Annotated in this window: 11 protein-coding genes and 1 pseudogene; 4 read left to right on the top strand and 8 right to left on the bottom strand. The window is 70.4% G+C overall.

Annotated features, from left to right (window positions below; genetic code table 11):
- A pseudogene (locus GVY64_RS38345) lies at positions 1-181 on the bottom strand (esterase family protein); the annotation flags it as partial.
- A gap of 232 nt (positions 182-413) precedes the next feature.
- On the opposite strand from GVY64_RS38345, the gene GVY64_RS34730 reads away from it, so the two are divergent.
- The gene (locus tag GVY64_RS34730; RefSeq protein ID WP_159850596.1) at positions 414-1,610 is read left to right on the top strand and encodes a lycopene cyclase family protein; all 1,197 of its coding nucleotides are present in this window, start codon (positions 414-416) and stop codon (positions 1,608-1,610) included.
- Positions 1,611-1,637: 27 nt separating this feature from the next.
- Here the strand turns inward: GVY64_RS34730 and GVY64_RS34725 are convergent, their stop codons facing one another.
- Genes GVY64_RS34725 through GVY64_RS34715 form a run of 3 tightly spaced genes read right to left on the bottom strand, consistent with a single transcriptional unit; the run spans position 1,638 to position 4,317 of the window.
- Positions 1,638-2,516, bottom strand: coding sequence for an ABC transporter permease (locus tag GVY64_RS34725; protein ID WP_159850594.1), 879 nt, complete (start codon positions 2,514-2,516; stop codon positions 1,638-1,640).
- Positions 2,513-3,337, bottom strand: a complete 825-nt coding sequence (locus tag GVY64_RS34720; RefSeq protein ID WP_159850592.1) for an ABC transporter permease — start codon at positions 3,335-3,337, stop codon at positions 2,513-2,515. The genes GVY64_RS34725 and GVY64_RS34720 overlap by 4 nt, the downstream gene beginning before the upstream one ends.
- Entirely contained in the window at positions 3,334-4,317 is a 984-nt protein-coding gene (locus tag GVY64_RS34715) for an ATP-binding cassette domain-containing protein (RefSeq protein WP_159850590.1), read from the bottom strand. Before GVY64_RS34715 ends, GVY64_RS34720 begins: the two co-directional genes overlap by 4 nt.
- A gap of 363 nt (positions 4,318-4,680) precedes the next feature.
- On the opposite strand from GVY64_RS34715, the gene GVY64_RS34710 reads away from it, so the two are divergent.
- Positions 4,681-6,207 carry an aldehyde dehydrogenase family protein gene (locus tag GVY64_RS34710; protein WP_159850602.1) on the top strand — a complete coding sequence of 509 codons (1,527 nt, stop codon included), beginning with the start codon at positions 4,681-4,683 and terminating at the stop codon, positions 6,205-6,207.
- A gap of 5 nt (positions 6,208-6,212) precedes the next feature.
- On the opposite strand, the gene GVY64_RS34705 is transcribed toward GVY64_RS34710, so the two are convergent.
- Positions 6,213-7,451 carry a TetR/AcrR family transcriptional regulator gene (locus GVY64_RS34705; RefSeq protein ID WP_159850588.1) on the bottom strand — a complete coding sequence of 413 codons (1,239 nt, stop codon included), beginning with the start codon at positions 7,449-7,451 and terminating at the stop codon, positions 6,213-6,215.
- Positions 7,452-7,578: 127 nt separating this feature from the next.
- Here GVY64_RS34705 and GVY64_RS34700 point away from each other — a divergent pair, with 127 nt between their 5' ends.
- Positions 7,579-8,394 carry an enoyl-CoA hydratase gene (locus GVY64_RS34700; protein ID WP_159850586.1) on the top strand — a complete coding sequence of 272 codons (816 nt, stop codon included), beginning with the start codon at positions 7,579-7,581 and terminating at the stop codon, positions 8,392-8,394.
- 48 nt (positions 8,395-8,442) lie between these two features.
- Entirely contained in the window at positions 8,443-9,468 is a 1,026-nt protein-coding gene (locus GVY64_RS34695; protein ID WP_159850584.1) for an SDR family oxidoreductase, read from the top strand.
- Positions 9,469-9,484: 16 nt separating this feature from the next.
- On the opposite strand, the gene GVY64_RS34690 is transcribed toward GVY64_RS34695, so the two are convergent.
- The 3 genes from GVY64_RS34690 to GVY64_RS34680 form a co-directional block, all read right to left on the bottom strand.
- On the bottom strand, positions 9,485-10,726 hold the full coding sequence (locus tag GVY64_RS34690; protein ID WP_236567491.1) for an Nramp family divalent metal transporter: 1,242 nt from the start codon (positions 10,724-10,726) through the stop codon (positions 9,485-9,487).
- A gap of 137 nt (positions 10,727-10,863) precedes the next feature.
- Positions 10,864-11,853, bottom strand: a complete 990-nt coding sequence (locus GVY64_RS34685; protein ID WP_159850598.1) for an alpha/beta hydrolase — start codon at positions 11,851-11,853, stop codon at positions 10,864-10,866.
- 236 nt (positions 11,854-12,089) lie between these two features.
- Positions 12,090-20,474 (bottom strand): non-ribosomal peptide synthetase (locus tag GVY64_RS34680; RefSeq protein ID WP_159850582.1); only part of this gene is annotated, 8,385 nt, incomplete at its 5' end.

Genomic DNA, 20,474 nt, shown 5'->3' with positions numbered 1-20,474 from the left:
TATCGAGATCCATGGCGGCGGAATGGACCGTCAAAGTCAGGCTCCGCGCATCGTGCTCCTGCACGGAGACGATCGAAGACTCCGCAGGCGCCGCTTCCGCCTGCACCGAAACCATGGCCGATGCGACGGCACCGGCGACGACCGCCGACAACACCAGTCGGCGGAGGTGGCTTCCTCTCATGACTCCCCTTATCCCGAATCCCGGATCGCCTCGCGATCCGAGCCCAGGCTATGGTGCGTCTCGAGCCGATTCACGACTGAAGTTGCTGGGCCACTGATTCTGGGGGCACGCACGATATCGGTATTTCCGCCGATTCGCCGGGTGCGATTCAAAAAAAGCGAGACCCTGATTTCAGGGGCTCGCTCGATTCGAATAGTTGCGCCCGCGTCGGCCGACCGGATTGAATGCCCCTATGGGTGTCAGCGCGGACCGGGAAGTCGATGTGTGCGTGGTCGGGCTCGGTCCCACCGGGCGGGCGCTCGCGCACCGCGCCATGCGCGCCGGACTGTCGGTGACCGCGATAGATCCGCGTCCCGAGCGGCTGTGGCCGCCCACCTTCTCCTGCTGGGTGGACGAGTTGCCGCACTGGCTGCCGTCCACGGCCATCGCGACCACCATTCCGGCGCCCACGGTCTGGACGAAGACCGAACATCGCATCGATCGGCCCTACTGCGTGCTGTCCAAGCCCGGTCTGCGCGCGGCGCTGCCGCTCGACGACGCCACCGTGGTCGCGGGCCGCGCCACCCGGGTGGACGCGCACGAGGTCGAACTCGCCGACGGCACGGTGCACCGGGCGGCCGCGGTGTTCGACACCCGGGGCCTGCCACCGCTCGGACGCCGCAGGGCGGCCAGCGCGCACGGCATCTTCGTCGACGCCGAGACGGCCGCGCCGATGGTCCCCGAAGGCTCCGGCCTGCTGCTGGACTGGCGACCGGAGAACGGCGCGGGCCCGGACGAGCCGCCGTCGTTCCTCTACGCGGTGCCGCTCGGCGACGGCACGGTGATCTTCGAGGAAACCAGCCTCGGACTCCGGGGCGGCATGCCCCAGCACGAACTGCGCAGACGCACGCTCGCGCGCCTCGCCGCGCACGGCATCCGCCTCACCGGCGCCGAACCGAGCGAGGCGGCGCACTATCCGCTCGACCAGCCGCCGCCGCGCAGAGGCGGGGCGCGCGCGATCCCGTTCGGTTCGCGCGGCGGCATGATGCATCCGTGTACGGGGTACAGCGTCGCCGGCTCGTTGGCGCTGGTGGACACCGCGATCACCGCGCTGCGGCAGGGCCACGACCCGATCGCCGAACTGTGGCCGCCGCGGGCGCGACTGGTGTATTGGATGCGGATGCGGGGGCTCTACGGCCTCGGCAGACTCACCACCGAGCAGTCCATCGCCATGTTCGACGCGTTCTTCAGCGCGTCCCCGCGCGGTCGGCGCGCCCTGCTGTCCGCGCACGACGACTACACCGCTCTGGGCGCGGTGCTGTTCGACACGGTGGCGCACACCTGGCCGTTCCACTGGCGTTACGACCTGGTGGGGTGGACCAATCGGAACCGCTGGCTGGACTACGACTTCGCCGAACCGCGCGAAGAGGCCGAACGCCGGGTCCGGTAACCCGGCGAACGCCCACGACGCGGGTGGCTAGGGCCCCGTCTCCGCGGCCCGCCGGTATCCCCGCACCGCGGGGTAGGCGAAGACGACGATGATGCCGAGCGTCCAGGCGAGCGTCTCGAGCAGCGGGTCGGCGACCGCGCCGCCGTAGGACAACCCGCGCATCGCATCGATCGCGCAGCTCATCGGCTGATGCGCCACCACGTCCTGCAACCACACCGGGTAGGCGAAGACGGGGACGAAACCGGAGTTGAAGAACATCAGCAGCGTGCTGACCATGCCGATGATGTTCACCAGCATCACGCCCTCGGACACGGTGGCCAGGGCGGTGACCAGAACGGCGAACGCGACGCCGAACAGCACCGGGATGCCGATCAGCGCCACCGCCGCGAGGGGCCCCTGACCGAACCGGAATCCCAGCAGCAGACCCACCGCAACGACGAACACCGTCGTCACCAGCACGCGGATCGCCTCGGCCAGCAGCCGACCGGTGAATCCGGCCGCGCGGTGCACCGGCATCGTCCAGAACCGGCCGAGCAACCCGGTCATCTTCTCGGTCTTGAAGCCGAGGGCACTGACGACCGCGCCCGACATCGCCGCGAACAACGTCAGCAACGGGACCGTGCCGTACACCGCGGGCATGCCGGTGGCCCCGGACACGGGCTTGTTCAGCACGATGTAGAACATCAGCAGGGTCAGCGCCGGATAGACCAGCGTCTGGATGGTCGTCGCCGGATCGCGCGCCCAGATCAGCAGCAGCCGCTTGCACTGGATCAGGCTCTGCACCGCCCAGGTGACCAGCGAGCCCTCCGGCCGCGTCCGGACGACGGGCAGGGGCTCGGTCGCGCGGACCTCGGCCTGCTCGTCCCCCTGGTCGACGCGTTCCACGGTCGATTCCACCGAACTCATGACCGCCTCACACTCGCCCAGATCGCCAACGGGAGAAACGCCGCCGCCAGCCCGATCAACCACACCAGCGGAACCCACAGCACGTGCCAGGTCACTCCGTCGGCCGCCATGTCGCGCAAGGCGAAGGAGAACTGCGAGATCGGCTGATTGCGCACGAACGGGCGAATCCACTCCGGGAAGTTGCGTTCCGGCACGAATCCGCAGGAGAGCATGCCGAAGATCAACGTCGGCAGGGTCAGCGCCTGGCTCAGCGACTCCGGGCTCTTGGTCAGGCTGCCGAGCCCGTCGGCGCCGATCGCGAGCACCGTGCCGACCGCGAGGGAGAACGCGCAGAACAGCACGGCCTGGCCGACGCCGGCGACGAAGCGGAAGCCGATCAGGTAGCCGAACAGCACTGCCGCGGTGAGCGAGGTGACCGAGCGGACCAGCCCGGCGCAGATGCGCGAGGTGAACGGCACCAGCATGCCGATGGGCATGGTCTGCAGGCGGGTACTCAGGCCGGTCATCGCCTCGAACGCGGCCAGCTGCGCGTTGGACATCATGGTGAAGGCCATCGTCTGCAGCACGATGATCGGCATGACGTACTGGGCGTAGTCGACGCCCTGGATCTTCATCACATAGCGCAGCGGCAGGTAGAAGCCGAGGGTGAAGATCAGCGGCGTGACCGCGGCGACGATCAGCTCGCCCTTGGTCGCCATGGTTCGCACGATGCGGCCGGTCAGCGCGCGCCACTGCGCGAACGACGACAGCCGCGGCGCGGGAAGTTCGGCGAACAACGTCGCCTCGGCCGGAGTCCGCTCCGGAGCTGTCGCAGCGGTCACGCGCGCCCGCCCGAGTGGCCGGTGATGGAGAGGAACACGTCGTCGAGCGAGGGGCGACGCAGCGCGATATCGGCCAGCTCGACACCGGCGCTGTCGAGCCTGCGCAGCGCCTCGGTCAGCGTCGCCGCGCCCTCCGGCGCGGGGATGGACAGTCGGTCGCCGCCGTCGATGTCGGCCAGCACCGCGGGCGGCACCAGGTCGCCCAGCGCGTACGCGGCGGTGCGCAGCTTCTTCTGATCCAGCGGGACGACTTCGCAGTAGCTGCCGCCGGTCTTCTCCTTGAGTTCGTCGGCGGTGCCCTCGGCGATCACCGTGCCCTTGTCGATCACGATGATGTTGTCGCTGAGCACGTCGGCTTCCTCCAGGTACTGCGTGGTCAGCAGCACCGTGATGCCTTGGGTCTTCAGCGCGGTCACCAGGTCCCAGACGCCCTGCCTGCTGCGCGGGTCGAGACCGGTGGTCGGCTCGTCGAGGAACACCACCTCGGGCCGCACCACCAGCCCGCAGGCGATGTCCACGCGGCGGCGCATGCCGCCCGAGTAGTGGCGCACGGCCCGCCGGCCCGCGCTCACCAGATCGAATTCCTCCAGCAAGGTGTCGGCGCGCTTGCGGGCCGCGGACTTGCCCAGACCCATCAGTCTGCCGAACAGTTCGAGGTTCTCCCGGCCGGAGAGGTTCTCGTCCAACGCCGCGTACTGACCGGTCATCATGATCGAGCGGCGCACACCCGCCGGGTCCTTCAGCACGTCGTGTCCGGCGACCACGGCGGTGCCGGAGTCGGGCCGCAGCAAGGTGGAGAGCACCTTCACCATGGTCGTCTTACCCGCGCCGTTGGGACCGAGGATGCCGAGGACGGAAGCGCGTTCGGCGACGAAGCTGACGCCCTGCAGTGCATGCACATCACCGAACGACTTGCGAACGTCCGCTACCCGGACCGCAGGCTCACTGGCATGCGAATCTGCTTGGTTGGAACTCGGCATCAACTCTCCACTATCGACCGGTGCGGCGACCAGGTCGCCCGAGCGCAATCGCACGCCCGGATTGGTGATCCGTCGCGCTCGGCGTGATGTTACCGGCCCGATCGCGCGGGCTTCGCGTCGCGCGCGGTACCCGCACCGGCGCGCGCCCGGTGTGTCCTTACTCACATTTCTCGCCACCCGTCCACCGCGCAAGGGATCGACGCTGGTGAGCGCGATCCGGTGCGGCCGTGCGTCGGCGGCTGAACCTTGTCGGCCCGCTGCGCCAGACCATAGTCTGCTTTGCGGGGGAAAACACTCACTCGTCCACGGCTGTGGGCCCGCTGAACGGTCCGCACGTTGGTTTCGACACTGCGAGAGGTGATCATGGCCGAGTCCGCGCAGCCACGGTTGGCGGCGCGTCCGGGAGGAACGGGCCGAACGAACGTGCTGACGTCCTACGATCCGCGCACCGGTGAGGTCGTGGGCAACTACGCCGTGATGAGTTCCGGCGAGCTGAACCGCGCGGTGCGTGCGGCCCGCTCCGCCGAAAAATGGTGGGCGGAACTGGGATTCGCCAGCCGGAAGCGGTGGCTGCTGGACTGGAAGCGCGAGATCGCCCGCCGCTCGGGGGAATTGGTCGCCCTGCTGTGTGAGGAGACCGGGAAGCCGGAAGCGGACGCCGCCATCGAGGTGATGCTCGCGGTGGAGAATTTGGACTGGGCCGCGCGCAACGCGAGCCGCACGCTGGACCGGCGGCGCATCGGTTCCAGTTGGCTCACCCGCAATCAGCGAGCCTCGGTCGGTTACCTGCCGCTCGGCGTCGTCGGAGTGCTCGGCCCATGGAACAACCCGGTGTTCACTCCGATGGGCTCGATCGCCTACGCGATGGCGGCGGGCAACGCCGTGGTGTTCAAGCCGCACGAGCTGACCACCGGCGTGGGCGTGTGGCTGGCCGACAGCTGGTCCCGGCTCGCGCCGAACCAGCCGGTGCTGCAAGTCGTCACGGGGGACAAGGCCACCGGCACCGCGCTGTGCCGGGCGAAGATCGACAAGATCGCGTACGCCGGTTCGGAGGCGGGCGCGCGCGAGGTGATCTCGGTGTGCGCGCAGAGCATGACGCCGGTCGTCGTGGAGCGCAACGGCAAGGGCAGCATGGTCGTGCACGTCGACGCGAAGCTGGACGACGCCGCCGAGGCCGCCGTGTTCGGTGCGATGGCGAATGCAGGACAGAATGCCACCGGCATCCAGCGGGCCTACGTCGCCCAATCGGTCTACGACCGCTTCCTGGACCTCGTCGTGGACCAGGCCCGCAAGCTGCGACCGGGCGCGGACCGCAAGGCGTCCTACGGCCCGATGATCATGGAGTCACAGGTCGACGTGGTGCGCAGGCAGGTGCGCGACGCGGTGGCCCGCGGCGGCCGCGCGGTGGTCGGCGGGCTGGACTCGATCCGCGACCCCTACATCGAGCCGATCGTGCTGGCCGAAGTGCCGGAGGAGAGCATCGCGATCACGGGTGAGGGCATCGGTCCGGTGCTCATCGTGAACAAGGTGGCGAGTATGGACGAGGCCGCGGAGCGGATCAACGCGGTGGGCACCGATGTCGCCGTGTCGGTGTTCACCAGGGATGTGCACGAGATCGAGGCGTTCGCCGAGCAACTGCGCGTCGGGGTGGTGACCATCAACTCCTCGACCGCCTACGCGGGCATTCCGGCACTGCCCTTCGGCGGAGTGGGCGAATACGGCCAAGGCCACAGCCACGGCGACCAGGGCCTGCGGGAGTTCAGCCGGACCCTGGCCATCACCCGCAAGCGGTACCAGGCGCCGGTGAACCTCTCCACGTTCGATCGGCACCCACGTCACCTGCGCGTGGCCAAGACGATCTTCCGGATCCGGCACGGCCGCCGGCCCTGAGGCGGCTAGTCGAGCAGCACCGCGTCCATCAGCGCGGTGACTCGCGCGACTTGCGCGGGCCGGGAATCGAATCGGATCAGCCTGCCCACATCGATCACCTGACTGATGGCGGCGTGCACCCGGAAGCGCGCCTCCACCGGATCCCCGTCCAGCAGGTTGGCCCACTCCAGCACGTTCTGCCGCTGGATGGCGCGCAGCTTGTGTTGCTCGGCCTGCGGCAGGTTGCCGAACTCGGCGTAGTACACCGCCATGATCTCCGGCATGGCGAAACTCAGTTTGGCGTAGCGGTCGGCCACCCGCCGCGCGGCGTCGGCGCGGCTCGTCGCCTCGGCCAGCGCCTCGGTGATCGCGATGGCCAGCCGGTCGCCGGTGCGGTGGAACGCCGCGGCGAGCAGGTCGGCCTTGCTCGGGAAGTACCGGTACACACTGGAGGCGTTGATGCCGACGGCGGCGCCGATCTCCTCGATGCTCGCCTCGTGATAGCCCTGCCTGCCGAAGATCCGGATGGCCTCGGTGAGCAGTTGTTCCCGCTTGGAGGTCACCGGGATGCCGCGCACGGGCGCGCCGGGATCCGGTTCCTCCGGCGCGGGCGGCAGGTCGGTTCGCAGGATGGCCCAGGACATCCGATGCAGCAGCGGGAGCAGCCGAGCGCTGGACAGCGCGGTGCGGTGCGCGGCGATGCTGGCGATCGCGCTCAGCACGCCCGCGGCGAGCATCGCCACGTCCGCGGGCGGCGTCTCGGGGCGCAGCAGCGCGATCGGCGCCGCGAGGGTGTTGTTCAGGTCGTCGTAGATCTTCTTGATGCGGACCCGGTCGTCGCGCTCGAGATAGCGCCGCTCCCAGCGGTAGAGCCCGGCCTCGCGGCGGATCTCGACGGTGTGCTCGCTGATCGCGCGGATCAGCGCGTCCGCGCGCCGCGCCGGGTCCAACCGGGCGTCGTCGGCGGCCTCGGCGACGGTCAGCAGGTGCTGCGCGCCTTCTTCGGCGGCCGCCACCAGCAGCGCGTACTTGTTCGTGAAATGCCGGTAGAGGGCCGGACCGGAGATGCCGACCTCGGCGGCGATCTCGTCCACGCCGACCGGGTAGTACCCGCGTTCGCTGAACGCGCGCGCGGCCGCCCGGATGATCTGGACCTTGCGGTCCTTCGGACGGCGGCGCACCGACGGCGCGCCCTCGGCCCCCGCCCTTCTACCCGGTTCGGGCCGCGCGGGAGCGAGGTCGACCTCGCTGCGATCCGCGACCATGCACCTCTCCGTTCTCCGGCGACGCTGGTTGACAGCGCCCGACATTGGAACCTAAGTTAACCACAATTCGCAAAGTTAACCACTATTCACGGCCTGGCGTCCGCCGAATTGCAGCTTAGGAGCAAACATGAGCAACAACGATTCCGCGGCCCCGGCCGCACCCGCCGCCGCGAAGTTCACCGCGGTCCAGGACGGCAAGGTGCTCCGGATCACGATCACCAACCCCAAGCGTAAGAACGCCATCGACTACGACACCATGGTCGCGCTCGGGGACGCCTTCCGCGCGGCGGCCGAGGATCGCGCGGCGCGGGCGATCGTACTCACCGGCGAGGGCGGCGATTTCTGCACCGGCGCCGATCTTTCCGCGAGCGCGGGCGAGGCGCAGCGGGGCATCACCTCGGACATGGTCATGGACGCGGCGAACCGGCTGGTGCGCGCCATCGTCGACGCGCCGGTCCCGGTGATCGTGCGTATTCGGGGCGCCGCGGCGGGCGTCGGCGTCGGCATCGCGCTGGCCGCCGACCTGGTCTACGCGAGCGAGGACTCCTACCTGCTGCTGGCCTTCATCAACATCGGCCTGATGCCCGACGGCGGGGCGGCCGCACTGGTCGCCGCCGCGGCGGGCCGCCCGCTGGCGGCGCGGATGGCACTGCTCGGCGAGCGACTGCCCGCCCGGGAGGCCGCGGCCGCCGGGCTGTTCACCGCGGTCGTGCCCGACGGCGAGCTCGATGCCGCGGTCGAGGCAGGCGTCCAGAAGATCGCCACCGGTCCGCGCCGGGCGCTGGAACTCACCAAGCAGGCGCTGAACCAGGCCACGCTGACCTCGCTCGACGCGGCCCTGGCCGCCGAGAAGGCCGGGCAGACCGAGCTGCTGCGTTCCCCCGATTTCGTCGAGGGCGCCACCGCGATGCTCACCAAGCGCAAGCCCGTCTTCGCCGACTGATCGGCCCGCCGGTACCCAGCAACCGACGGGCGACTATGTTCATCGGCTATGACTTACCTGGTTACCGGGGCAACTGGGTTCATCGGTCGGTTCCTCGTCCCCGAGCTGCTGAAACGCGAGGGTGACATCCATGTGCTGGTCCGGCCGGGCGACGCCTCGGCCGACCGGTTCGCCTGCTGCGCGCAGGAATGGGCGGGCGGCGACCGCGTCCGTCCGGTGCGCGGCGATCTGGGCGCCCCGGGGCTGGGCATCGACCCGACCTGGCTGGCCCGGCATCGCGGCGCCATCGAGCACGTCTTCCATCTCGCCGCGGGCTACGACCTGACCGAGCGCGGCGGCGGCACCAGGCATCTGGTCGACGTCGCCGAGGAGCTCGGGGTCGATCTGCTGCACCACCTCTCGACCGTCGAGGTGGCCGGGACCAGCACCGGCCTGTTCACCGAGGACATGTTCGATCACGGCCAAACACTCACCACGCCGGCGCAGCAGGCGAGGTTCGACGCCGAGCGGATCGTGCGGGAGTCGTCGGTGCGCTGGCGGATCTACCGGCCGTCGATCGTGATCGGGCATTCCCGCACCGGCGAGATCGATCGGATCGACGGTCCGTACTACTTCTTCCGCCTGCTGCGCATGGGCGCGCAGCTGCCCAGGCTGCTGCCGGTGCTGGTGCCCAGACTGGGCGAGACCAACATGGTGCCGGTGGACTTCGTCGCCCGCGCCCTCGACCACATCGCCCACCGCCCCGGTTCGGACAAGACGACCTATCACCTGGTGGATCCGCGCAGGCAGAGCGCGGTCGACGCACTGAACCTGTTCGCCGACGAGGCGGGCGCGCCGCACCTGGTGGAGGTGATGCCCAAGCGCACCCTGGACATGATGTTGCGCGTCCCCGGCGTGAACTGGCTGCTGCCCCGGGTCGGCGTACCGCTGGACGTGCTGGAGCACAGCGAATTCGCCTGCTGGTTCGACTGCAGGCACACCAGCGCGGCGCTGGCGGGCACCGACATCAGGGTTCCGCCGTTGGACGCCTACGCACCGCGGATCTGGAAGTACTGGATCGAGAACTGGGTCTGACCGGCGCGCGTCGCGGCTATCGGCCGGTGACGGTGAGATAGATCAGCGCCACGTTGAGCACGGAGATGATCGCGGCCACCGTCCAGGCCAGCGCGGTGGTCACGCGGTGGTTGACGTCCGCGCCCATCAGCGCGCGGTCACTCGTGAAGCGCACCAAGGGAATCAGCGCGAAGGGGATGCCGAACGACAGCACCACCTGGGAGATGATCAGCGCGCGCGTCGGGTCGATGCCGAGCGCCAGGACTGCGATGGCCGGGATCAACGTGATCAGCCTGCGCGTGATCAACGGAACCCGCTTGTGCAACAAGCCCTGCATGATCATCGCGCCCGCGTAGGCGCCGACCGACGTCGAGGCCAGGCCGGAGGCGAGCAGCCCGATCGCGAGCAGCAGCGCGGCGGCGGGGCCGAGGACGTCGCCGACCGCGGCGTGCGCGTCTTCGATGGTCTCCACATTCCGGCCGCGCAGCGTGTCGGCCGCCATCAGCAGCATGGCCAGGTTCACCGTGCCGGCCAGGACCATGGCCAGGCCGACGTCGACCTTGGTGATCCGCAGGAGCCTGGTGCGCAGCGGCCCTGCCGCCGGATGCCCGTGCCGGTCGCGGGCTAGGCCGGAATGCAGATAGACAGCGTGCGGCATGACCGTCGCGCCGATCATCGCCGCGGCCAGCAGGACGCTCTCGGTGCCTTGGAAGCGCGGCACCAGACCGCCCACCGTGTCCCCGGGCGACGGCGGCGCGATCACCACGCTCGCCAGGAATCCGATCGCGATGATCGCGAGCATCCCGGTGATCACCCGCTCGAACGGTTGCTGACCGCGGCGGTCCTGCACGAGCAGCAGACCCATCGACACCGCGCCGGTGATCAAGCCGCCGAGCAGCAGGGGTAGCCCGAACAGCAGGTGGAGTGCGATCGCGCCGCCCACCACCTCGGCCAGGTCGGTGGCCATCGCCACCGTCTCGGCCTGGCCCCAGTACGCCAGCCGGACCGGGCCGCTCGCCTTCGCTCGCACCGCCTCCGGCAGCGACCACCCGGTCACCAGCCCGAGTTTGGCCGAGAGGAACTGCACCAGCCCCGCCATCACGTTGGCCAGGACGATGACCCAGACGAGGAGGTAGCCGAATTGCGCGCCCGCACTGATGTTGGACGCGACGTTGCCGGGATCGACGTACGCGATGGCCGCGACGAATGCCGGGCCGAGCAGCACCGTCGCGGCACGCGCTCGCCCGGTGACGGACTTGGTCGACTCGGCCAGCGTGATACCCACGAACAGAATTTTACGGGTTCCCGAACTTTTTGTTGACGGCCGACTCAAAAAAGCAGACCGCCCGGTCGCATCAGGGTGCGACCAGGCGGTCGAGGAGCTCGGCCGGGGCGTCCGGCGCTATGCGGTGGCGCTCAGATACCGAGGCCCTTGGCCAGCACGGGCCACGACATCTGGAACTCGTCGCGCCAGTAACCCCACGAGTGCGTACCCGAATTGCGGAAGTTGTAGGTGGCCGGGATGCCCAGCTCGTTCAGCCGGTTCTGCAGGTTGTGCGTGCAGTAGTTGGTGCCCGCCTCGATCACGCCGCCGATGATGATCTGGTTGGCCAGACCGTAGGCGCCGGGGAGGGCGTACTGGCCGTTGAGCGTGTCGTACTGGCCGGGCAGGCCGTTGCCGGTGGAGATGTAGAGGTCGAGCCCGCGCAGCCCTTCGGCGTTCACGTACGGGTCGTTGGCCACCCACTCCGGGCCGCCTTCAGGGCCCCACATGTTGTCGGTATTGCCGCCGCCCCAGGTCTCGACGGTCAGCTTGACGAACTCGGAGCCGACCGGGTCACTGGTCTGCGCGCAACCGCTGTAGGCCGCGGCCGCCTTGTACAGGCCCGGCTTGGCGATCGGCAGCGCCAGCACCGTGGTGCCCGAGGTGGACAGGCCCGCGATCGCGTTCACGCCGTTGGTGCCCAGCGCGCCGTCGACCAGCGGGGGCAACTCCTCGGTGAAGAAGGTCTTCCACTTGTTGCGGCCGAGTACCGGGTCGTCCTTGATCCAGTCGGTGTAGTAGCTCCACTTGCCGCCGATCGGCTGGATCACGTTGACGTTCTTGTCCGACAGGAACTGCAGCGCGTCGGTCTTCGCCTGCCACGACGCCTCGTCCTCGCCGCCGCCCGCACCGTTGAGCAGGTACAGCGTCGGGCGCGGCACCGAGGCGTCGGCCGGACGCTGGACGTCGATGATGATCTTCTCGTCCATCGCCGCCGAGTAGACGTACAGGCGGATGCTGCGCGCGTCCTTGTACTCGGCCTTGGTGATACGCGAACCGTCCGGGGCGACCGGGTCGGCCAGCAGACTCTTGGAATCGATGATCGGATCAGCTGTCGCGCTGGACGCGCCGAGACCGGTCATCATTCCCGCGAGCACCGCGGTTGCCGCGATCGCGGCCGCGGCCCGCAGGCCACCGCGCCGGCTCTGTCGACGTATCAATTTCGCACCTTCGCTTCGTCTCGAGATTCGCTCTGCATGCCCCACGCGCCGGGGTGGATGCCCAGCATCACGCCCGACCATACGGCCTATGTAGTCGTCACGACAGGGGACTTCGTTACCGCACCGTTGCCCATCATGCCGGAACGGTGTCGGTCCGATCATGACCGCCCCATGTTCCGTGTCGCTTCCCATCCCGGGGGATCCAGCAACTCGGACAATCTGGGGCCGATCTGCGCCAGCGCTTCCGGTGATGTCATCTGGTCGTGCGAGACGCCGACGGGATGATCGTCCACCCGGCCGTCGACGTAAGGTTGCCAGCCGTCCGCCGCGGTGTCGTGACCGGCCGCGCTGAAGTAGTCCAAACGGCCGCGGAAGACGTCGGGCCGGTGCTCGGCGATCAGCTCGGCCGAGCGCACGGCGCTGCGGTAGATCCGGCGCACCCGCTCGGGGGTGAGCACCGCCATGTCCGGCGGGATGGTGGCATGCAGCGCGGCCAGCGCCTCCTCGCTCAGATCGCGCACGTCGCCGTCGCCGGGCAGCAGGGCGTCCGCGCCGATGCCGAGTTCGGCCAGCGCCTCGCGGATCGCCGCCCGGAAGTCGGTGACGTCGATGTCCGGGTGGCTGTCGAGCATCGTGAGCAGCCCGATCTCCTCCCCCGCCGCTTGCAACCGGGTGGCCACCGCATGCGCCAGCACACCGCCGAGCGACCAGCCGAGCAGCCGATAGGGCCCATGCGGCTGCACCGCGCGGATCTCGGCCACGTAGCGGCCCGCCATCTCCGCCAGCGACGCAGGCAGGTAGCCCTCCTCGGTCAGCGCGGGCGACTGCAGGCCGAAGATCGGCGTGCTCGCGGCCACGTAACGGGCCAGACCCGCGTAGCACCAGGACAACCCGTACATCGGATGCAGGCAGAACAGCGGCTGGGCGGCGGCCACGTCGTGCGGCACCATCGTCCGGATCGGCAGCAGCACGCCCAGCGCCGCGTTCGAGTCCTGGTCGTAGTCGTGGTCGTCGGCCAGCGCGGCCAGGATGCGGGCCGCCAGCGCCGCCGGGGTGGGATCGGTGAAGAACCACTGCACCCGCACCTCGGCGCCGGTGAGCGCGCGCAGCCTGCTGACCGCGCGCGTGGCGACCAGCGAGGTGCCGCCCAGGTCGAAGAAGTCGTCGTCCATGCCGACCCGCTGTCCGGCGCCGGGCTCGAGCACCGTGTCGAACACCTCGAGCACGGTCCGCTCCAGCGGCGTGCCGGGCGCGCGGTACGGGCGCGTCACCAACCGCGGCGCGGGCAGCGCCTTGCGGTCGAGTTTGCCGCTGGCGTTGAGTGGCAGCTCGGCCAGCTCGACGACCGCCGAGGGCACCATGTACGACGGCAGCGCGGCGCGGGCGTGCCGCAGCAGCGCGTCCTCATCGATGCTCTCCGCGGGCGCGGCGACCACGTAGGCGACCAGCCGGTCGCCCGTCACGCCACGCACCATCGAGACCGCGGCATGCCGCACCTGGGGGTGACCGGTCAGCACGGCCTCGATCTCCCCTAATTCCACGCGCTGGCCGCGCAGCTTGACCTGGAAGTCGCCGCGGCCGAGGTACTCCAGCGATCCGTCATGCCAGCGCACGATGTCGCCGGTGCGATACAGGCGGGTTCCGCCGGCGTGCGCGACGAATCGCTCGGCGGTGAGAGCCGGCGCGCCGAGGTAGCCGCGCGCCAATTGCGCACCCGCGACGTACAACTCGCCCGCCGCGCCCGGCGGCACCGGCCGCAGCTGCCGGTCGAGCACGTGCACGCGGGTGTTGGCCACCGGAAGGCCGATCGGGACCGTCACCGCGGCGGTGTCCCGGACCGGGTGGTCGGTGACCACGGTGGCTTCGGCGGGGCCGTACCAGTTGACCAGCGCGGCGGCGGGCGCCATCGCGGCGAAACGCGCCGCCGTCTCCCCCGGCAACGCCTCGCCCGCGGCGAACACCCGCCGCAGCGACGGGTACTGCGCCCCCGGGTCGGCCGCCGGGTCCAGGAACGCGTCCAGCATCGACGGCACGAAGTGCACCGTGGTGACGGCGTTCTCGGCGATGAGGCGGGCCAGGTAGGTCGGGTCCCGATGGCCGTCGGGCGCGGCGACCACGATCGACGCCCCGGTCTGCAACGGCCAGAACAACTCCCAGGCGGAGATGTCGAAGGTGATCGGCGTCTTGTGCAGCACCACGTCGCCGCCGTCGTGCGGGTAGGCCGACTGCGCCCAGCGGAATTGGTTGACCATCTGCCGGTGGGTGATCATCACGCCTTTGGGGCGGCCGGTCGAGCCCGAGGTGTAGATGACGTAGGCGACGGTGTCCGGGTGGACGTATTCCTGCGGCCACGGACCCTCGTACGGCGGCAGGTACAGCGTGTCCACCGCGACCACCGGCACGCCGGTCGCGGTGTCGAACGCGTCCGCGGTGGTGGTCAGGACGCAGATCGGAGCAGCGCTGTCGAGGACGTACTCGCTGCGCTCGGCCGGGTGGTCCGGATCGACCGGGACGTAGCCGCCACCCGCGCGCAACACCGCGTAGATCGCGACGACCAAGTCGATGCCGCGCCGCATGGCCACGGCGACCAGCGTCTCGGGTCCGACGCCCCAGCGCATCAACTCGACGGCCAGGGACCGGACGCGCGAGTCGAGCTCGGCATAGCTGAGCGCGATGTCGCCGAAGCGCACCGCGGGCGCGTCCGGGGTGCGCGCCACCTGCGCGTCGAACAGCGACGGCAAGGTCGCGCCGTCGAGCAGTTCCGGCGCGTCGGTGGCGTTGCGCGCGGCCAGCTCGGCGTGCTCGTCCTCCAGAAGCACATCGATGTCGCCGACCCGCGCTTGCGGGGTGGTCACGAAACGGCCGATCAGCGCCGACAACCGCTGCGCGAGCGCGAGCGCCGCCGGTTCGCCGGTCACGTCGCGCAGGTACTTCACCGAGACGCGCAACCGACTGTCCAGCACCACCATCACGGTGAACGGGTAGTGGGTGCCGTTGACCGCGCCGACGCCGACGACGTTCATCCCGTCGATCGCGCCCGCCTCGTCCAGGCCCTCCCGGTCCACCGGGAACGACTCGAACACCACGAGCGAGTCGAACAAGCCCTCCACGCCGACGGCTTCCTGGATCTCGCTCAGCCCCAGGTAGTGGTAATCGAGGAGCGCCGCCTGCTCGGCCTGCAACTGACGCAGCAGCCCGCCGAGCGTGTGCGTCGCCTCCAGCCGCACCCGGACCGGAATCGCGTTGAGGAACAGGCCGACCATCGCCTCGACGCCGTCGAGCCGGGGCGGGCGGCCGGAGACGGTGGCGCCGAAGACCACGTCGTCACGATCGACGGTGCGCCCGATCAGCAGACCCCACGCCGCCTGCACCACGGTGTTCACCGTGACGCCGAGACCGGAAGCGAGCCGGGTCAGCGCGGTGGTGTCGGCCTGGGACAGCTCGAAGCCGACCTCGCCGACGCCCGCGGAGATCTCCCTGCCGGGGTCGACCGGCGCCAGTGGCGTCGGCTCGGTGATGCCGGCCAGCGCGGTGCGCCACGCGGCGCGCGCCGCCTCCGCGTCCTGGGCGACCAGCCACGCCAGATAGTCCCGGTAGGACCGCACCGCGGGCAGCTGGCGGGAGTTGCCGCCGAACGCGTACAGCGTGAGCAGGTCCTTCAGCAACAGCGGCATGGACCAGCCGTCGATCAGGATGTGATGGCTGGTGACCAGCAAGTGGTATCGGGCGGCGGCGGAACGGATCAGCGCGAAACGCAGGAGCGGCGCGGTCCGCATGTCGAAGTGGTCGGCCAGGTCGGCCGCCTTGATCCGTTCCAGCTCGGTGCCGGCCGCGCCCGGTTCCAGCTGAGACAGATCGATCAGCCGCCACGGCACCTCCAGCGACTCCTGCACGATCTGCACGGGCTTGCCTTCGCTGTCGTCGGCGAAGGCGACCCGCAGGTTGTCGTGCCGGTCCAGCACCGCCTGCGCGGCCGCCTGCATCCGGCGCGCGTCCACCGCGCCGCCGAGATCGAGTACGAACTGGGTGGTGTAGACGTCCACCGAGTGCTCGGCGAGCAGGGCGTGGAACAGCATGCCCGATTGCAGCGGCGTGAGCGGCCAGGCGTCGGACATGTCCGGGTAGGCGCGGGCGAAACGATCGATGTCGGGTTGCTTGAGCCGCACCAGCGGGAAGTCCGACGGCGTCCAACCGCCCGCGTCCGGGCGCAGGCCGTGCTCGGCGAGGCCGCCGAGCGCGCGAATCCAGTGCTCGGCGAAGATTTTCGCGTCCTCGCCGCGGAACGCGGCGGCGGCGAAGTCGAACCGGGCGAGCAAGCCCTCGTCGGTGGCGTCGACGGTGAGCACGAGCAGCAGGTCGTCGGACGGGATGTCGGTGTGCACCCGCGCCGGGCGCAGATCCCGGTAGCGCAGCGCGAACCGGCCACGGCCGAGCCCGCGCAATTCGGCGGCGGTCTCGGCGTTGAGATAGCGCAGCAGCCCGTAGCCTGCCCCGCGCGAGGGCACCGAGCGCCGCAGTTCCTTGATCTGCGCGATCGCCGTGCCCGCCGCGGGGCCGCCGATCAGGGCGTCCTCGATGTCGATCCTGGTCAACCGCAACGGCACCGGATATTCGGTGACGAAACCGCCCACCGTGCTCGCCGCGTCGGCCTGGGTGACCTCGCGCCCGTCGGAAGGCAGCCGCACGACCGACCCGATCGCACGCGTGACGGCCTCCCCCGCAGAGGTCTGCAGGGCCAGTGCCAGCGCGGTGAGCAAGATGTCGTCCACCCCGGCGTGATAGGCCTCCGCGGCCGCGGCGACGGCCGCCGCGCCCTCCGCCGTGATGGTGAGCGAGACCCGGCTGCGTGCGCGCAGGTCTCGCCCCTCGGTTACCGCGCCCTCCGGGACGGAACCGAGCGCCCGTCGCCACCAGTCCATTTCGGCCACCGTGGCCGGATCGTGCGCCTTGGCCGACAGGGTCCGGATGAGCAGGCCGAGGCCGGACTCGCGGCTCGCGGGCGCGGCATGACGGGCCCGGTTCCAGCGCGCGGTGAGCTGGTCGACGACGGCCCGCCAGGAGACGTCGTCGACCACGAGGCTGCTGGCCACGACCAGCAGCGTGGAGCGAGCCTCGGGACCGCCGGTGAGCACGAAGTAGATGTTGCGGCCCTGCTCGGGATCCAGCGCGGCCGCGACCGCCTGCACCACGTCATCGATGGGCAGCGAAGTCTCGCCACGCTGCGGGTCCAGCCTGCGGAACGCCTCGCCGGTGCGCTCGGCGGCGGGCGGGATGCGCAGCACCGGAGCGCCGTCGTCGCCATAGCGCACCTGCACCCACAGCATCGGGTGCTGGTCGAGCACGGCGGCCACCGCGTTCTGCACCGTCTCGACCGGGCAGGTCTCGGGGACGTCGAGGGTGATGGCCCGCACTTCGATGCCCTCGTCCAGCATGCGCGCCGCGTCCGGTGTCAGCGGTAGTTCGCCCGCCTCGTCGCCGGGCCCGCCCGCCACCGATGCGGCGCGGGCCAGCGCGGCGACGGTCCGGCATTCGAAGACATCGCGCGGCGCGAAATTCACGCCGCGAGCGCGGCAGCGGGAGACCAGTTGGATCGACACGATGCTGTCGCCGCCGAGGGCGAAGAAGTCGTCGTCCAGTCCGACCCGGTCGAGTCCGAGGACCTCGCCGATCACCTCGGCGATCACCAGTTCGGCCGGGGTGCGCGGCGGGCGATAGGCGCGGGTCTGCGCCTCCGGCTCGGGCAACGCCTTGCGATCCAGCTTGCCCACTGGAGTCAGCGGGATCGCGTCGAGCACGATGATCGCCGCGGGCACCATGTACTCCGGCAGCGTGTGCCCGATCCGCTCGGTCAGCGCGGCCTGGTCCACCGTGGCGTCTTTCGCGGGCAGCACGTAGGAGACCAGCATGGTCGCGCCGGAACCGGTCGGGCGTCCGACGGTCACGGCGAAGTCGACTTCGGGCTGGGCGGCGAGTGCGGCGTCGATCTCGCCGAGCTCGATGCGGAAGCCGCGCACCTTCACCTGGAAGTCGTTGCGGCCCAGGTACTCCACCACCGGCGCGTCCCCGTCCCGGCGCCAGCGCACCAGGTCGCCGGTGCGGTAGAGGCGTTCGCCGGGTGCGCCGTACGGGTCGGCCACGAACCGGGCGGCGGTGAGCGCGGAGCGGGCGTGGTAGCCGCGCGCCAGCTGGACACCGCCCAGATACAGCTCGCCCGTGGCGCCTTCGGGCACCGGACGCAGCCTGGCGTCGAGCACCAGCGACCGGGTGCCGCGGATCGGGCCGCCGATCGTGACCGGTTCGCCGGGCCGCAGCGGGTCGCTGATGTTGGTCATGATGGTGGTTTCGGTGGGCCCGTAGCCGTTGTGGAAGGCGCGCTCCGGCGCGGTCGTCCACTTGTCCGCCAGATCGGCGGGCACCGCTTCACCACCCGCCACGACGGCGCGCATCCCCGACAACGCGTCCGGGTCGAGCGAGGCGAGCACCGAGGGGGTGAGGAAGGCGTGCGTGACGCCCTCGGCGCGGATCAGCTCGGCCAATTCCTCGCCGCCGAAGGTGTGCGCCGGCGCCACCACCAGCGCGCCCGCCGAGCCGAGCGCGAGCAGCAGTTCCAACATCGACGCGTCGAACGACGGCGACGCGAACGCCAAGGCGCGGGCGGATCGGTCGAGCCGATAGCGTTCCACCTGCTCGGCGTTGAAATTCGCCAGACCGGCATGGGTCACCACGACGCCCTTGGGCAGCCCGGTGGAGCCGGAGGTGTAGATCATGTAGGCGGCGTTGCTCGCGCGCAGCGGTCCGCGTAGTTCGCGCTCCCACACCGGCTGGTCCGATCGCGCGGCGACATCGAGAGTGAAGTCGCGGTCATCCAGGGCGACCCAGGAGCCATCGGAGAGAACGGGCAGATTGTCCAGCTCGGCGGTCACCGTCACGCCGAGCGCCACGCCGGAATCGGCCACCATGTGGGCGATGCGATCGGCCGGATAGGTCGGATCGATCGGGACGAACGCCGCCCCGGTCTTCGCCACCGCCCACAGGGCGAGCACGGATTCCACCGAACGGCGGATCGCGATGGCGACCAGCGCCTCCGGCCCCGCGCCGCGGTCGATCAGCGCCCGCGCCAATTGCGCGGAGGCCGCGTCGAGTTCGGCGTAGCTGAACGTGCGATCGTCCGCGACCACGGCGATGCCGGACGGGTTCGCGGCGACGGCGGCGCCCATCAGATCCGGCAGCGTGCGCGGCGCCACGGCAGGTGCGCCGGCACGGGCGATCAGGTCGGCGCGCTCGGAGTCGTCCAGGATCTCCAGGTCACCGACCGCGGTGCTCGGGCGCCGGACGACCGCGGCCAGGAGGCGGCGGAACCTGCGGCCGAACTCGAGCACGGTCGGTTCGTCGAACAGATCGCGGGCGTAGGTGAATTCGGCGGCGAGACCGGCTTCCGCGCCGGACGCGGTGCGCTGCTCGCGGATGGTCAACAACAGATCGAACTTCGCGGTGTCGACGGCGGGGTCGAGCGCCGTGCAATGCAAGCCGGGTAGCTCGAAGCTGGTGGCGGCCAGGTTCTCGAACGACAGCGCCACCTGGAACAGTGGGTGGCGACCGGCCGAGCGTTCGGGGTCGAGCGCCTCGACCAGCCGCTCGAACGGGATGTCGGCGTTGGCGAAGGCACGTAGGTCCGTTTCCCGCGTGCGGGCCAGGAGTTCGGTGAAGCGGAGTCCGGGCGCGACCCGGGTGCGTAGCACCAGCGTGTTGACGAACATGCCGATCAAGTCGTCGAGCTGGGCTTCACCGCGGCCCGCGACGGGCGTGCCGACGGCGATGTCGTCGGTGCCGGACAGGCGCGACACGAAGACCGCGAACGCGGCGTGCACCACCATGAACAACGTGGCGTTGTGCTGCCGCGCGAGATCTGCCAGCGCGGCGTGCACGTCGGCGTCCACGACGAAATCGGTTCGGCCGCCGACGAAGGACTGCGCGGACGGGCGCGGGCGATCGGCGGGCAGGTTCAGCTCGTCGGGCAGGCCGGCGAGTTCGGCGGTCCAGTAGGCCAGCTGGGCGCCCGCGATCGACTCGGGATCGTCGTCGTCGCCGAGCGCGTCGCGCTGCCACAGCGCGTAATCGGCGTACTGGAGGGGCAGCGGCGCCCAGGACGGCTCCGCGCCGCCGCTGCGTGCCACGTAGGCCAGCATCAGGTCCCTGGTCAGCGGCCCCATCGACCAGCCGTCGGCACTGATGTGGTGCGCGACGAAGACCAGCACGTACTCGCCGGGCGCGAGCTGGAACAGCCGCGCGCGGAACGGCACCTCGGCGGTCACGTCGAAGCCCGCGGCGACGATGCGCTGCGCCTCGTCGGCGACGTGCTCGTCACCGATCTGCGCGGGGTCCAGGTCCACCGGGACCTCGTGCGGAGCGAGTATCCGCTGTACCGGGCCTTCGGAGGTCTGCGGGTAGATCGTGCGCAGGATCTCGTGCCGCGCCACCAGATCCGCGACGGCCTGCCGCAACGCGGCCACGTCCAACTCACCGGTGAGGCGGATGGCTGCCGG

It is taken from the genome of Nocardia sp. CY41, assembly GCF_009829325.1.
GTDB lineage: Bacteria > Actinomycetota > Actinomycetes > Mycobacteriales > Mycobacteriaceae > Nocardia.
This window is presented reverse-complemented; position numbering and strand designations above follow the sequence as displayed.

Excerpts from the sequence above, each read along its gene's own strand:
- GVY64_RS34725 (WP_159850594.1), bottom strand. The coding sequence starts at position 2,516 with ATGAGTTCGGTGGAATCGACCGTGGAACGCGTCGACCAGGGGGACGAG.
- GVY64_RS34705 (WP_159850588.1), bottom strand. The coding sequence starts at position 7,451 with ATGGTCGCGGATCGCAGCGAGGTCGACCTCGCTCCCGCGCGGCCCGAA.
- GVY64_RS34710 (WP_159850602.1), top strand. The coding sequence starts at position 4,681 with ATGGCCGAGTCCGCGCAGCCACGGTTGGCGGCGCGTCCGGGAGGAACG.
- GVY64_RS34695 (WP_159850584.1), top strand. The coding sequence starts at position 8,443 with ATGACTTACCTGGTTACCGGGGCAACTGGGTTCATCGGTCGGTTCCTC.
- GVY64_RS34685 (WP_159850598.1), bottom strand. The coding sequence starts at position 11,853 with ATGACCGGTCTCGGCGCGTCCAGCGCGACAGCTGATCCGATCATCGAT.
- GVY64_RS34715 (WP_159850590.1), bottom strand. The coding sequence starts at position 4,317 with ATGCCGAGTTCCAACCAAGCAGATTCGCATGCCAGTGAGCCTGCGGTC.
- GVY64_RS34700 (WP_159850586.1), top strand. The coding sequence starts at position 7,579 with ATGAGCAACAACGATTCCGCGGCCCCGGCCGCACCCGCCGCCGCGAAG.
- GVY64_RS34730 (WP_159850596.1), top strand. The coding sequence starts at position 414 with ATGGGTGTCAGCGCGGACCGGGAAGTCGATGTGTGCGTGGTCGGGCTC.